Source organism: Borborobacter arsenicus, from assembly GCF_003934165.1.
Taxonomy (GTDB): domain Bacteria; phylum Pseudomonadota; class Alphaproteobacteria; order Rhizobiales; family Rhizobiaceae; genus Pseudaminobacter; species Pseudaminobacter arsenicus.
Genome location: NZ_RKST01000011.1, coordinates 187,599 through 201,608, shown reverse-complemented (window position 1 = coordinate 201,608; position 14,010 = coordinate 187,599). Strand labels below are relative to the sequence as shown.

The window sequence follows — 14,010 nt, the reverse complement described above, 5'->3', positions numbered from 1 at the left end:
AACTGAAAGATGAAAGCGCTCGCCATCGCGGCCACCGGCATGAATGCCCAGCAGACTAATCTGGAAGTCATTGCCAACAACATCGCCAATATCAACACCACCGGCTACAAGCGGGCACGTGCCGAATTCTCCGACCTGCTCTATCAGGTCGATCGCTTGCAGGGCGTGCCCAACCGCGCCAATGCCAGCATCGTGCCGGAAGGTGTTTCGGTGGGCCTCGGCGTCAAGACCTCGGCCGTCCGCAACCTCCATGTCCAGGGCGGACTGACCAACACCGGCAACAAGCTCGACCTCGCGCTGACCGGCAATGGCTGGTTCCAGATCGAAGGCGCGGATGGTGAGACGCTCTACACCCGTGCAGGTGCCTTCAACACCAATGCCACCGGGCAGCTGGTCACGGTTGACGGCTTTGCCGTGCAGCCTGCCATCACCGTTCCGGCGGATGCGCTGGAGATCGTCGTCAACAAGTCGGGCCAGATCTTCGCCCGTCTCGACGGGCAGGTGGATCTGCAGGAACTCGGCCAGTTGACGCTGGCAACCTTCGCCAACGAGGCCGGCCTGGCGCCGCTTGGCGACAATCTGTTCCGCGAAACTCCCGCCTCCGGTGCCGCCAATGTCGGCGTGCCGGGCGATCTCGGCTATGCCACCGTCGAGCAGGGCTATCTGGAAAGCTCCAATGTCGATCCGGTCAAGGAGATCACCGAACTGATTTCGGCCCAGCGCGCCTATGAGATGAATTCGAAGGTCATCCAGGCCGCCGACGAAATGGCGGCGGTCGTCTCCAAGAATATCAGGTAGCGAGCATGACGCGTCGTCCCCGCCTCCTCATCGCTGTTGCCGCCGGCCTGGCATTGCTTGGCAGCGCATGCGCGGCACTTGCCGGCGAGACCGTGACGATCCCCAACCGCGTCATCTATCCGGGAGAAACCATCGAGCCGGCGGCCCTGAAAGAGGTAACGCTGAGGCAGGGCAAGCAGGCTCCCGAGGCGGTTGCCATTGCTTCCTCCGACATCGAAGGCAAGGTCGCGCGCCGCACCCTCCTGCCGGGACGCTACATCCCGCTCAGTTCCATAAGGGATGCCTATGTGGTCGAGCAGGGAGCCCCGGTTCAGCTCGTTTTCACGGCCGGCGCGTTGACCATCTCGGCCACCGCGGTGACGCTCCAGCCCGGCTCGGCCGGCGATCTGGTCAAGGTTCGCAACATCGACAGCGGCAAGGTCTTGTCGGGCACCGTCATGGCTGACGGCTCAGTCAGGGTCGGCGCCCTGTGATGCGTGCCTTCGCTCTACTCTTGATGCTCGTCGTCGGGCTTTATCCGGCCCATGCCGATGGCCCCGACGAAGCCACGCTGGCAGCGCTTGCCGCAGCCAATGGTGGCCAGGACAGCCGCATTCCGGGTGCCGGTGGGCCGATCTCGCGCATCAAGGACATCGCGCAACTGCAAAGCGCACGCGACAACCAGCTTGTCGGCTACGGCCTCGTCATCGGCCTGCAGGGCTCCGGCGACAGCCTGCGTAATTCGCCCTTCACCGAGCAGTCGATCCGCGCCATGCTGGAAAATCTCGGCATCGCCAGCGAGGGCGGCCGCGCCCGCGCCAAGAATGTGGCGGCCGTCATCGTCACCGCCAATCTGCCGCCCTTCGTCCAGTCTGGCGCCCGCATCGATGTCAGCGTCTCCTCCATGGGCGATGCAGTTTCGCTTGCCGGCGGCACGCTGATCATGACACCGCTGAAGGCCGCCGACGGCGAGATCTATGCCGTCGCTCAAGGCCCGGTGTTCGTGTCGGGCTTCGATGCGCAGGGCGAGGCAGAAAAGGTCACGCAAGGCGTCCCGACTGCCGGACGGATTCCCAACGGCGCCATCATCGAGCGGCAGGTCGAGGCGGCCTTCGGCGACCAGAGCGTGCTGACGCTGCAGTTGCGCAATGCCGATTTCTCAACCGCCGTGCGCATCACCGACGTCATCAACGAATATGCGCGCGCACGCTTCGGCAAGCGCGTGGCCAATGAGGTCGATGCCCGCACCGTGGCGATCCGCAAGCCGGACGGCATCTCGGCAGCCCGCTTCTATGCCGAACTCGAAAACCTCACCGTCGAATCCGACGCGCCGGCCCGCGTCGTCGTGGACGAGCGCACCGGCACCATCGTCATCGGCCAGGACGTGCGCATCTCGCGCGTAGCCATCAGCCACGGCACGCTGACGGTGCGCATCACCGAAATGCCGACCGTGGTGCAGCCCGAGCCCTTTTCGCGCGGCGTCGCCGCTGTCGAGCCGTCCACCTCGATTTCCGTCGACCAGCCGGATGCGCGCGTCGCCGTTCTTGATGGACCCAATCTGGACACGCTGGTCGCCGGTCTCAACCGGCTCGGCGTGAAGCCATCCGGCATCATCGCCATTCTGCAAGGCATCAAATCCGCCGGTGCCCTGCAGGCCGATCTCGTGCTGCAATAGGGGGCCGCAATGTCAGCCGATCCCTTCACTCGGACCAATCGCACCAGCTTCCTCCCGGCAGCCGCCGCGCTTGCGCTGCTGCTGTGCGCAGGCAATGCGGCCGCCATGGAGGCGAGCATCCCGGCCGCGCCCACCGAGCAATCCGAGATTGAGCGCTTCTGCTCCAACATCGCCGATGCCGCGCGCGACCGCCGTTACGCCCTACAGGCGCAGGAGCTGGAAACGCTGCAGAAGGATGTCGACAAGCGCATCAAACTCCTAGAGGAAAAGCGCGCCGAATATGAGGATTGGCTGAAGCGGCGCGAAGACTTCCTCTCCAAGGCCGAAGACAATGTCGTCGACATCTATTCGACCATGAAGCCGGACGCTGCCGCCGAGCGGCTTGCCGCGCTGGACGCGACACTTGCAGCCGGCATCCTGATGAAGCTCGACGCACGCAAGGCCGGCGTCATCCTCAACGAAATGGAACGCAAGGCGGCTGCCGCACTGACAGTCATCATGGTCAGTGCAATCCGCAAGGAAGACCCGACATGATCCGCTTTGCCGTCCTTGCCCTGGCCGTCATAACCGTTTCCGGATGCGCCACCCGTACCGACGAGATCGGCCGCGAACCGTCGCTGTCGCCGGTCGGGTCGGGCATTGCGCAGCAATCGGTGTATCAATACCCGCAGCAGCCGGCCCAACCGGTCAAGCGCTTCTCGCTCTGGGATGACCGCCAGAAGCGGCTGTTCACCGATCCGCGCGCGCTCGCTCCCGGCGACATCCTCACCGTCCAGATCGAGATCAATGACCGCGCCCGCTTCAAGAACGAGTCCGAACGCGACCGCAAGGTCGGCCGCTCGCTCGGCCTCGGCATGGATTTCGGCTGGGACAGCGTCACACATGGCGGCTCGTTCGACGCCGACATCGATTCCGATACCTCCACCAAGGGGGCGGGCAAGACCGAGCGTTCAGAAACCATCGAGTTGCAAGTGGCGGCGGTGGTCAGCGACGTGCTGCCCAACGGCAATCTGGTCATCAACGGCTCGCAGGAAGTGCGTGTCAATTTCGAGCTTCGCGTGCTGACGATCGCCGGTATCGTGCGGCCGATCGACATCGGGCCGAACAACACCATTTCCTATGAGCGCATCGCTGAAGCTCGCATTTCCTATGGCGGGCGCGGCCGCCTGACCGAGGTGCAGCAGCCGCCTTACGGCCAGCAGATCCTCGACAACGTGCTTCCCTTCTAGGCCCAAGCCATGGCAATCACCGATGAATCCCCCGCCAAGCCCGACGGCCCCTCACTGGTGGTCCAGATTGCGGTTCTGCTGGCCATAACGGCGGCCGCGATCGGCCTTGGCTGGCTTTCCGGCCAGTATCTGAACGGACAGGCGGAGGCGCAAAAGGCGGCACTGGCCTCGCAGACCCCCGATGGTGCTACAGCGGAGGGCGAGCATGCGCCTGCTGCGCGCGACACCGAAGTTCTGCTGCCGCCCATCACCACCAATCTGGCGGCACCGACCACGACCTGGGTGCGGCTCGAGGCCGCCATCGTGCTCGACGAGCCGCAGCCGGAGACGACGCTCGCCGACGATATCCACCAGGACCTGCTTGCCTTCCTGCGCACGGTGCGGCTGCATCAGGTCGAGGGCGCCAGCGGCTTCCAGCATCTGAAGGCCGATATGGAAGAGCGCGCCCGCATCCGCAGTGACGGCCATGTCAAGCAGGTGCTCATCCGGACGCTTATCTTCGAATGAGCAAATTTTCTCTCGCCCTTGCCTGGCTTCTGGTAGCCATTCCGGCCGCGCACGCCCAGCAGATCGACCTCAGCGCCATCGGGCACGCCGACGGCACCACGATCGGCTACATCATCCAGATGTTCGGCCTGCTCACGGTGCTGTCGATCGCGCCGGGCCTGCTGATCATGGTGACGAGCTTCACCCGCTTCATCATCGCATTCTCGATCCTGCGCTCAGGCATCGGCCTGCAGACGACGCCTGCCAACCTCATCCTGATCAGCCTGTCGCTGTTCATGACCTTCTATGTCATGGCCCCCACCTTCGACCAGGCCTGGAGCAACGGCGTTCGCCCGCTGATGAACAATGAGATCAGCCAGGAAGCGGCGCTGGAACGCATTTCCGACCCGTTCCGCGACTTCATGGCCAAGCATGTGCGCGACAAGGATTTCGACCTGTTCGCCGATCTCGCTCGCGAGCGCGGCCAGCAGGTCTCGCGCGAAACGGCCGATTTGCGCGTGCTGGTGCCGGCCTTCATGATCTCGGAAATCCGCCGCGGCTTCGAGATCGGCTTTCTGGTGGTGCTGCCGTTCCTGGTGATCGATCTCATCGTCGCCACCATCACCATGGCCATGGGCATGATGATGCTGCCGCCCACGGTGGTGTCGCTGCCGTTCAAGATCCTGTTCTTCGTGCTCATCGACGGCTGGAACCTGCTCGTCGGCAGCCTGGTGCGGTCGTTCACGTAGCGGTTTTTGGCATCCGGCTTCTCCTCCGTGTGCCAACGAGGCCCAAGATCGACGAAGACCACACCCCTCCACATCCAATGTTAAGACCCTCCCACCCGAAATTAGTCTTTTGGTAGGAATTGGCCGTCATAAGTGCTGCATGAGTGGAATGGCCCCCAAAGCGCGGTCATAGGCATGATGCCGCTTCCGCTTTCGCCGGTCGATCCGGCATGTCCCTCTTAAAAATCAGATCACAAAGGGGCAGGACCTATGTCCAGCATTCTCACCAACGCATCCGCAATGACCGCGCTGAAGACCCTTCAGCAGACCAACAAGGGCCTGGAAACCACCCAGGGCCGTATCTCGACCGGCCTTCGCGTCGCGCAGGCTTCCGACAACGCCGCCTATTGGTCGATCGCCACGACCATGCGCTCCGACAACAAAGCCATGTCGACCGTCAAGGACGCGCTCGGCCTCGGCGCCGCCCAGGTCGACGTCGCCTATACCGCAATGGACTCGGTCAAGAACACGCTCGACAAGATCAAGACCAAGCTGGTTGCCGCCTCGCAGCCGGACGTCGACAAGGGCAAGATCCACGAAGAAATCAAGCAGCTTCAGAACGATCTGAAGACCTTCGCTGAATCGGCAAGCTTCTCAGGCGGCAACTGGCTCTCGGTTGGCACACCGTCCACACAGAAGGTGGTTGCATCCTTCATCCGCGACAGTTCCGGTGGCATCAGCCTGGGAACGATCGATATCGATACTGCCAAGACCGCCCTGTTCACCTCCACGGGCACTGGCGGCCTCCTCGAGGCGCGCTCGAATGGTAATACCAATCTTGGCGGCCTCGACACCGCAGGTGCTCAGGCTGTCGGTGATGACGCTGGTGGTACGGCAGCAAGCCACGCGCTGGGCGCATTCACGCCGCAGGCAATGTGGGCTGACGACGCCATCTCATTCGACCTTACTTTCAACGGTGATACAAAGCGAATTCAGGTCTTCGGCCCGGCAGGTGCTGTTAACGGGCCTGTAGCACACACCGCTGCCCAATTTGACGCCGCGATGACGGCTGCACTCGATAAGGCCTTCGGTACTGGTGCGCTAACCTGGACGGGTGCTACGGGCACAATCGCTTCGGCCACGGCCGGCGCGGCACGTACCGGCGAAACAGTAGTCGCCTCGAACCTTGTCGCCGAGCCGGGTAAGATCGATATAACTAAGGTCGACATCACGGCAGCGGGTACCGACGTATCGTACGCACTTCGCGGCGTCGACAAGGCACTCACTGCCGTAACCACGGCTGCTTCCGATCTCGGCGCCATCAAGTCGCGCATCGCTTCGCAGCAGGAATTCGTGACCGACCTGATGAACGCGGTCGATCGTGGCGTCGGCGCGCTGGTGGACGCCAACATGAACGAAGAATCGACCCGCCTCCAGGCGCTGCAGGTCCAGCAGCAGCTCGGCATCCAGGCGCTGTCGATCGCCAACGGTTCGGCGCAGTCGATCCTGTCGCTGTTCCGCGGCTAACCGCGCCTCGACTTAAGACAAATCGGGCCGCGCTGATCAGCGCGGCCCGATTTCATTTTCGCACAAGCTTCGGCTTCTAAGCTCCGCGCAATCTATGCAAGGAGCAGTCCGTCCGTGCCGCAGCAACTCCAGACCCTCATCTCCAACCTGCAGAGCTTCGGCCCGCGCCGCCTTGCCATCATGGCAGGCGTTGCCGCGCTGGTTCTGGCGGTCATCGGCATCGGCGCCGTCTATCTCAACCGTCCCGCTTATGAGACGCTCTATGTCGGGCTGGAGCGCTCCGACGTGAACCAGATCGGCATGGTGCTCGGCGAGGCAGGCATCGGCTTCGACGTCGCTTCCGACGGCACCACGATCATGGTGCCGACCGGCAAGACCGCAACCGCGCGCATGCTGCTTGCCGAAAAGGGCCTGCCCACCAGCACCAATGCCGGCTATGAGCTCTTCGACAATGTCGGCTCGCTCGGCCTCACCTCCTTCATGCAGCAGGTGACCCGCGTGCGCGCGCTGGAAGGCGAGATCGCCCGCACAATCCAGTCGATCACCGGCATCCGCGCCGCCCGCGTCCATATCGTCATGGCCGAGCGCGCCAATTTCCGCCGCGAGGAGCAGCAGCCTTCGGCTTCCGTGGTCATCCGCGCCACCGGGCCGGATATCGTCAAGAGCGCGCAGTCGATCCGCCACCTCGTTGCCGCCGCCGTTCCGGATCTCAGCACCGAAAAAGTGACCGTGCTGGATTCGAGCGGCACGCTGCTTGCCGCCGGCGACGATCCCGTCAACAGCGGCGCCAGCCGTTCCATGGGCGTGGAACGCAGCGTGGAAGCGCAGATCGAGGAGAATATCCGCCGCGCTCTCGCCCCCTATCTGGGACCCGACAACTTCCGCGCCAGCGTCAAGGCCGACGTCAACACGGATTCGCGTCAGACCGAAGAGACGATCTTCGATCCGGAATCGCGCGTCGAGCGTTCGGTGCAGGTGGTGCGCGCCAATGAGAACGCCAATCGGCGTTCCGCCGCAGCCCCCGCCACGGTCGAGCAAAACCTGCCGGAGGCCGATCTCGCCCCCGCCGAGGGTCCGCAATCTTCCGAGCAGAGCGAGCGCAAGGAAGAAACCACCAATTACGAGCTGAACTCCAAGCGCATCGCCACCGTTTCCAACGGTTACACGATGGAGCGCATGTCGATCGCCGTGGTGGTCAACCAGCAGCGCCTGGCCGAAATCCTCGGCAAGGATGCCACACCCGAAATGTTTGCAGAGCGCGTTGCCGAAATCCAGAAAGTGGTGACCTCCGCCACCGGCTTCGACCAGGCGCGCGGCGACGTCATCAATGTGTCTTCTGTCGAATTCATCGACGGGCTCGATGGCGTCGAGATCGCCGAGCCCGGCATCTTCGACAGCCTGGGGCAACATGCCGGCACCATGATCAATGCCGCCGCCTTCGTTGCGGTCGTGTTCCTGGTCGCCTTCTTCGGGCTTCGGCCGATGGTCGCCTCGCTCAACAAGCCGGCGGAACTGCCGGCCCCGAGCTTCGAGGAGGTCCAGCGCTCCCTGCCTAATCCGCAATCGGCCGAAGCGGAGGCCACCGCCTTGCAGGAGGCCCCACGACCGACCAATCCGCTCGACGATCTGCGGCGCAAGATACGCCCCGCACCACAGGACCGACTGGCCCGCATGGTCGATCTCAATGAGGAACGCACCGCCCAGATCCTGCGCAAATGGGCGCGCGCGGAAGCGGCCTGACGATGGCTGCACTCGCTCTTTCCGACATTCTCCAGGACTTCGGCAAACGCCCGCCAAGTACGGGCGAAACCGCTGCCAGAACCCAGCCACACGCCGCCGCTATGGCGACGGCGCGCCCTGCACCGGAACCGGATGTTGCGGCGATCATCGCAGTCGAGGTCGCTCGCGCCGAAACAGCGCTCGAACAGCGCTTGACCGAGGAGCACGAGGCAGCGCTTGCCGCCGAGCGCCAGCGCCATGCCGCCGAGATCGAAGCGCTGCTTCAGCGCTTCGGCGGCGAGACGGCAGCGCTGATCGACACCGGCATCGTCGCGATGGAGGAGCGCGTCGCCGCGCTGGCCACCACCGGAGCGGCGCGTCTGATCAGCGGCGTCCTGACGGAGGACCTGCACAAAAGGACTCTCGACAGCCTTGCCGGCTCGATCCGTACTGCCATTGCCGATCGCGAGGCCGTGCGCATCCGCATCAGCGGGCCGCAATCGCTGTTTTCCGCACTTGCCGCCGCCCTGCCCGACCGGGCCGCCAGTTTCGACTACACCGAAGCCCCCGGCTTCGATCTCACCGTCACCATTGATGGAGATATTTTCGAAACCCGCCTTTCGGAATGGTCCGCTGCCCTTTCGGAGATATTGTCGTGAGCACTGTCAAGATCGCCGATGTCGAGCATCAGGTCGTCATCGTCAGGCGCCCTCATGACGACCATGATGACGGCCATCACGGTGGCGTGTGGAAAATCGCCTTTGCCGATTTCATGACCGCGATGATGTGCTTCTTCCTGGTGATGTGGCTGATCAGCGCCGCCGACGAGAAGACCAAGGCGGCTGTCGCCAATTATTTCAACCCGGTCAAGCTGATGGATCGCAATTCCAGCCGCAAGGGACTTGAGAGCATCGGCGATGGGCCGAATGCGGTCGGTCTGACCGCCGAGACGCCGCAGGACACCAACGGAGCGGGCGGGGTTGACGGGCGTGGCAATGCCGGCCCGTCCACTGAGCAGCATTCGGCCGCTTCCGCCGATGCCGAAAAGCGCTCCGACGATCATCTGTTTGCCGATCCCTATGCGGTTCTTGCCGAGATCGCCGCCAATTCCGGCGTGCGCCAGAATGTCAGCGACAAGGGCGACGGCGGTGTGCAACAGGCAGGGCCGGCGACCGGGGCTTCGGGCGGCGAATCTTACCGCGACCCCTTCGCGCCGGACTTCTGGTCACAGCAGGTCGCCGTGCCGCTCGCCGCCGAGGCCAGCGCCGAGCGGCCCAAACCGCAGGACACCACCGTTGAGCCAGAAGATACAACGGCGAAGATGAAGGAACAGGCTGCGTCGGCAGCCAAGTCGGAGGCGGCGGAGCTGACAAGGCCGAAACCGGTGGAGCCGGTAGAACCGCTTGCAGGAAAAGACCAGCCGAGCGCTGCCACAGCCAGGACCGCCGAACAACTTGCCGAGGATCTCGCCAAGGCCTTCCCGGCCGGCGACCGGCTGCATGACGGCGTATCAGTGACTGCGACCGACAAGGGCGTCACCATCTCCATCACCGACCAGCTCGATTTCGGCATGTTCGAGATCGGTTCGGCCGTGCCCCGCCGCGAACTCGTGCTGGCCATGGAAAAGATCGGCAAGGCGCTGAACGCGCAAAAGGGCAAGATCACCATCAGCGGCCATACCGACGCAAGACCGTTCAAGAGCGAGGCCTATGATAATTGGCGCCTGTCTTCCGCCCGCGCTCATTCGGCCTATTACATGCTGGTCCGCGCAGGACTCGACGAGCGGCGCATCACCGAAGTGTCTGGCTTTGCCGACCGCAAGCTGAAGGACGGGTCCGATCCGCTGGCCGCAACCAATCGCCGGATCGAGATCACGCTGGAGACGAGCCAATGAGGTCGCGGGCGATGCATATCGCTGCCGGCCTGGCGCTGCTTGCCTCGACCCTGCCGGCGCCGGCGAAAGCCGCAGGTGCGGAACCACTGCAGGCGTTCCAGATGGTGCGCTCGCTGCAGGTCGTGCAGGACCGCCTGGCCTCGGGCGATCACGCCGCTTTGCCCATGCAGCGCAAGCTCCTGGAAATGATCGACAAGCGCCTGCGCGAAACCGGCCCGGAAGGCTATGCCGATCCGCGCAATTTTCGCGCCCTGATGGTCTATGCCATGAGCGGCGGCAATCCCGTCACGGTTGCGGCGGTGCTGTCTCGCCTTACGCTCGATGAGCGCGACCGCAGCATCGGTGACGGCATATTGGCCTATCTCAACGGCGATATCGTCTCCGCCCGCAGCACGCTGGCCGCAATCGACGCGCTGTCGTTACCACATGAGGCCGGCGCGTTCCTGGCGCTGGTGAAGGGCTCGGTGAGCGCGGCGGAAGAACCGGCGGAGGCACTGAAGCTGTTCGACCGTGCCCGCCTGCTCGGCCCCGGAACGCTGGTCGAGGAGGCTGCATTGCGTCGTTCGGTCGATCTTTCCGCGACCACCGGCGATGCCGCCCGCTTCATGCTGGCTTCCACCCAATATGTGACGCGCTATCTGCGCTCGCCCTATGCCAGCCAATTCGCCGATTCCTTCGTGTCGGGCGTCATCGCGCTGCATGCGTCGATCGATCTGGAGACGATCGACGACATCACCGCCATGATGGACGCCGATCAGGAACAGGCCGTCTATCTCAGGATTGCCCGCCGCGCGGCCATCGAGGGCTTCAGCGAATTGTCGGCCTTCGCCGCCGGCAAGGTACAGCACCAACCCGGCAACAGCGACGACCCGCGCGCGCTGCTTTATGCCAGCCTCTCCTCGGTCACCACCGGCACGGCAGACGAAATCCGCGGCAAGCTCGCCCGCATCGATCGCGGCCAGCTTTCGCAGGGCGACCGCCAGCTCTTCGATGCGGTGGCTGCCGTCGCCGCCAAGCTGACGGCCGCGGTGCCCGCCTTGCCGCAGCCTGCCCCAGCCCTGCCGCCGATCGCGGCATCGCTGCCGGCAGCGGCTGTGCAGACTCCCACCGCCAAGCCGGGACCGGAAGCTCCCGCCGAGGCCCTCATTGCCGAAACGCGCAGGAAGCTGGACGAGATCGACAAGTTGCTCGAGGGGGAGTTGCAATGACCATGCCCATCAGCAATGCGCCCGCCGGAGCCGCCTTGGCCAAGACCGGCACCGACAAGCACGGATCGAAAGACTGGAGCGGAAACGACGCCTTCGGCGCCCTTATTCGCGTGCCCACCCGGACCAAAGCCCTCCCACAAAAGCCCGGGGTAGCGGCGGAGCCGACGCGGTTGCAACTGTTCCAGCCTGTCGGAAAGCTCGAAGACGCCTTCGGCAAGACACCGGGCAATGACAGCATCCTCGATGAAACACCCGCCGAGATCGATGCGAATGCGGACCGACCGGACCCGGAAACCGCTAAAGACAATAGCATCAAGCTGCCGGCAGCTCACAGCGATCCGGTATCCGCTGACACCAACGCTGCGCAGCCGCAGATCGCAGCAAGCGATCAGCCTCGGATGAACAAAGAGCCAGGCGGCAACCCGGCGCGTGGCTTGCCCGCTGCCGCGGCGCCAACCGGCACTACGGTTGCCGATAAAGCGCGCGTCATGTCCGGCACCGCTGCGGCTGCATCTTCGAACTCGATGCCTGAAATGCCGGGTGCAAAATTCCCGGCGGCACGCCCGGAAATCATCCATGTGACTCATCCGGCGCAGCAGGGTGAAACCACAATTTCCGATATCGAGCGCACATTGCAAAGCCTTGGCGATGAGCTACGCACCACGACAGCGGCCAGCGGCGTAGATCAGCCCAGGACCAGCACCCCCGGCAGGCTCGGTGACTGGAAAGGCGAACGCTTCACCGTGGTTGCGCAGCAGAACATTCCGGCGCCGGTCGCACAGCCGACAGCCACCACCGCCTCGGCGCTGGTATCGATGCTGGCGGGCGACCCAGGCTGGCGGGAAGCTGCGGCACCCGCCTTCCAGCCTTTAGCCGCGCGGCCGAACCTGTCATCCGCCCACTCGCTCAAGATCCAGTTGCACCCGGCCGAGCTTGGCATGGTCACGGCAAGCCTGCGCCTTACCGGCGAGCATATGACGGTGGAACTTCGTGTCGAAAATCAGGATGCCTACCAGCGGCTAAACGCCGACAGCGAAATCATCGTCAAATCCATGCGCGCATTGGGTCTGGACATCGACAAGGTCACCGTCCAGCAACCGCAGCCAGGAGCACAAACGCAGACACGAGCCGACGGCCCGGCCTCTTCCTCTTCGTCGTTCACCGCTCGCGGTCAGGACATGTCCGGCCAGGCAGGATCGGGCGGCAGCGCCGGCGGCGGTGGCCATCAATCGGGAAGGAGTGGTAGCGATGCCACACAGGGGTCCGGCAATGCCGCGTCGAATGCTTCTGATCGCGCTGGCAGCGATATCTATATCTAGCCCCTCGGCTGCCAATGCCGCAGGCAACCCTTGCGAACCGGAAATCCTGCGTGCGGCGGACCGCTACGGCATTCCCGTCGGTATCCTTTATGCGGTCGGCCTGACCGAAACCGGCCGCAAGGGCAGCCTCCAGCCCAACGCGTTGAACATCGAAGGAAAGGCAGTCTTTCCCAAAACGCCGAGAGAAGCCGTAGCGGCCTTCAAGGCGGCACGCAGCGGCGGCGCGCTGCTGATCGATCTCGGCTGCATGCAGATCAACCATCACTATCATTCCAGCCATTTCCGCAGTGTCGAGGACATGCTCGATCCGCGCCGCAATGTGGATTATGCGGCCCGTTTCCTCGTCCAGCTTCACGCCCGCCACGAAACCTGGTCGATGGCGGTCGCCCGCTACCATGCCGGGCCGGACAATGACCCGGCGCAAAAACGCTACGTCTGCCGCGTCATTGCCAATATGGTGGCAACCGGCTTCGGCAAATGGACGCAAAACGCCCGTACCTTCTGCACGCATTAGGAGAGTTACAGCACAACTTTCGAGAGTCGGGACTCCCAAGAAACCAGCCCCAAGAATTGACGGTTTTTCAGGATTCCGCCCAGCGTTTACCAATTGTCCAGAGGGCAACATATCTGATTCGGAGGGGCGGCCGATGATCGTGATCGTCGACGAGCGACAGCTCGTCAAGGATGGATATCATTCACTTTTCGACCGTGAAGGCGTGGCAAGCGCCGGGTTCGGGCCAAGCGAATTCGGTGAGTGGGTCGAAACTGCCGCCGATGACGATCTCAAATCGGTCCGCGCCTTCCTCATCGGCGACTGCAGCAGCGACATGGTTTCGCCGCGCCGCATCCGTGACCGCAGCGGTGCGCCTGTCATTGCGCTCAGCGACCAGAATTCCCTCGAAAACACGCTGAAGCTGTTTGAAGCAGGCGTCGACGATGTGGTGCGCAAGCCGGTCCACATCCGCGAAATCCTCGCCCGCATCGCCGCCATCCGCCGGCGCGCGCATGAGGATGCGAATTTCACTGAAATCGGCGCCCTGCGCATCTATCTCGACGGGCGCGATCCTGAAATCAACGGCCAGTTGCTGCCGCTGCCGCGTCGCGAGCGCCGCATCCTCGAATATCTGGCGAGCAATAGCGGCCGGCGCGTGACCAAAACCCAGGTGTTCAACGCCATCTATGGCATCTTCGACGAAGAGGTCGAGGAGAACGTCGTTGAAAGCCACATCAGCAAGCTGCGCAAGAAGCTGCGTGAAAAGCTTGGCTATGATCCGATCGATTCCAAGCGCTTCCTCGGCTACCGGCTCATCGTCGGATGAGCGTGCGCCCGAAAACATGCCCGGTCCGCCCTGCGCCGCAGCCGTGCCGCGTCAAAGGTTCGCATCGCGCCAGTTTCGCGCAAGTCAGCCAGGCTAACCTCCCGGCCCACGGTCCGGAAAACCAGGAGA

General features: G+C 63.8%; 15 protein-coding genes. All 15 read left to right on the top strand.

The window, feature by feature from the left end; translation table 11 throughout:
• Positions 1-9 precede the first annotated feature (9 nt).
• The 15 genes from flgG to EET67_RS15660 all read left to right on the top strand — a co-directional run bounded on the left by flgG (position 10) and on the right by EET67_RS15660 (position 13,881).
• A complete protein-coding gene (gene flgG / locus EET67_RS15730) occupies positions 10-798 on the top strand; it encodes a flagellar basal-body rod protein FlgG (protein ID WP_128627139.1) in 789 nt (262 codons plus the stop codon).
• Between the two features lie 5 nt (positions 799-803).
• Complete coding sequence (gene flgA, locus EET67_RS15725; protein ID WP_128627138.1) at positions 804-1,271, top strand: flagellar basal body P-ring formation chaperone FlgA; 468 nt, start codon at positions 804-806, stop codon at positions 1,269-1,271.
• The gene (locus EET67_RS15720; protein ID WP_128627137.1) at positions 1,268-2,452 is read left to right on the top strand and encodes a flagellar basal body P-ring protein FlgI; all 1,185 of its coding nucleotides are present in this window, start codon (positions 1,268-1,270) and stop codon (positions 2,450-2,452) included. Before flgA ends, EET67_RS15720 begins: the two co-directional genes overlap by 4 nt.
• Before the next feature lie 9 nt (positions 2,453-2,461).
• The gene (locus tag EET67_RS15715) at positions 2,462-2,986 is read left to right on the top strand and encodes a MotE family protein (protein ID WP_128627136.1); all 525 of its coding nucleotides are present in this window, start codon (positions 2,462-2,464) and stop codon (positions 2,984-2,986) included.
• Positions 2,983-3,681: a flagellar basal body L-ring protein FlgH gene (gene flgH / locus EET67_RS15710; protein ID WP_128627135.1), complete on the top strand. Its 699-nt coding sequence runs from the start codon at positions 2,983-2,985 to the stop codon at positions 3,679-3,681. Before EET67_RS15715 ends, flgH begins: the two co-directional genes overlap by 4 nt.
• A 9-nt stretch (positions 3,682-3,690) precedes the next feature.
• Positions 3,691-4,188, top strand: coding sequence for a flagellar basal body-associated FliL family protein (locus EET67_RS15705; protein WP_128627134.1), 498 nt, complete (start codon positions 3,691-3,693; stop codon positions 4,186-4,188).
• Positions 4,185-4,916, top strand: a complete 732-nt coding sequence (gene fliP / locus EET67_RS15700) for a flagellar type III secretion system pore protein FliP (protein ID WP_128627133.1) — start codon at positions 4,185-4,187, stop codon at positions 4,914-4,916. The genes EET67_RS15705 and fliP overlap by 4 nt, the downstream gene beginning before the upstream one ends.
• Before the next feature lie 249 nt (positions 4,917-5,165).
• Positions 5,166-6,422, top strand: coding sequence for a flagellin N-terminal helical domain-containing protein (locus tag EET67_RS26420; protein WP_128627132.1), 1,257 nt, complete (start codon positions 5,166-5,168; stop codon positions 6,420-6,422).
• A gap of 114 nt (positions 6,423-6,536) precedes the next feature.
• Complete coding sequence (gene fliF / locus EET67_RS15690) at positions 6,537-8,162, top strand: flagellar basal-body MS-ring/collar protein FliF (protein ID WP_128627131.1); 1,626 nt, start codon at positions 6,537-6,539, stop codon at positions 8,160-8,162.
• A gap of 2 nt (positions 8,163-8,164) precedes the next feature.
• Positions 8,165-8,800 (top strand): hypothetical protein, encoded by a 636-nt coding sequence (locus EET67_RS15685; protein ID WP_128627130.1) that lies wholly within the window; start codon positions 8,165-8,167, stop codon positions 8,798-8,800.
• Positions 8,797-10,035, top strand: coding sequence for a MotB family protein (locus EET67_RS15680; protein ID WP_425359528.1), 1,239 nt, complete (start codon positions 8,797-8,799; stop codon positions 10,033-10,035). The genes EET67_RS15685 and EET67_RS15680 overlap by 4 nt, the downstream gene beginning before the upstream one ends.
• Positions 10,032-11,243: a chemotaxis protein MotC gene (locus EET67_RS15675; protein ID WP_128627128.1), complete on the top strand. Its 1,212-nt coding sequence runs from the start codon at positions 10,032-10,034 to the stop codon at positions 11,241-11,243. The genes EET67_RS15680 and EET67_RS15675 overlap by 4 nt, the downstream gene beginning before the upstream one ends.
• Positions 11,240-12,562 (top strand): flagellar hook-length control protein FliK, encoded by a 1,323-nt coding sequence (locus EET67_RS15670; RefSeq protein WP_128627127.1) that lies wholly within the window; start codon positions 11,240-11,242, stop codon positions 12,560-12,562. Before EET67_RS15675 ends, EET67_RS15670 begins: the two co-directional genes overlap by 4 nt.
• Positions 12,513-13,076, top strand: coding sequence for a transglycosylase SLT domain-containing protein (locus EET67_RS15665; RefSeq protein ID WP_165899920.1), 564 nt, complete (start codon positions 12,513-12,515; stop codon positions 13,074-13,076). Before EET67_RS15670 ends, EET67_RS15665 begins: the two co-directional genes overlap by 50 nt.
• 133 nt (positions 13,077-13,209) lie before the next feature.
• Positions 13,210-13,881 (top strand): response regulator transcription factor, encoded by a 672-nt coding sequence (locus EET67_RS15660; protein ID WP_128627126.1) that lies wholly within the window; start codon positions 13,210-13,212, stop codon positions 13,879-13,881.
• The last annotated feature ends 129 nt before the right edge of the window (positions 13,882-14,010 follow it).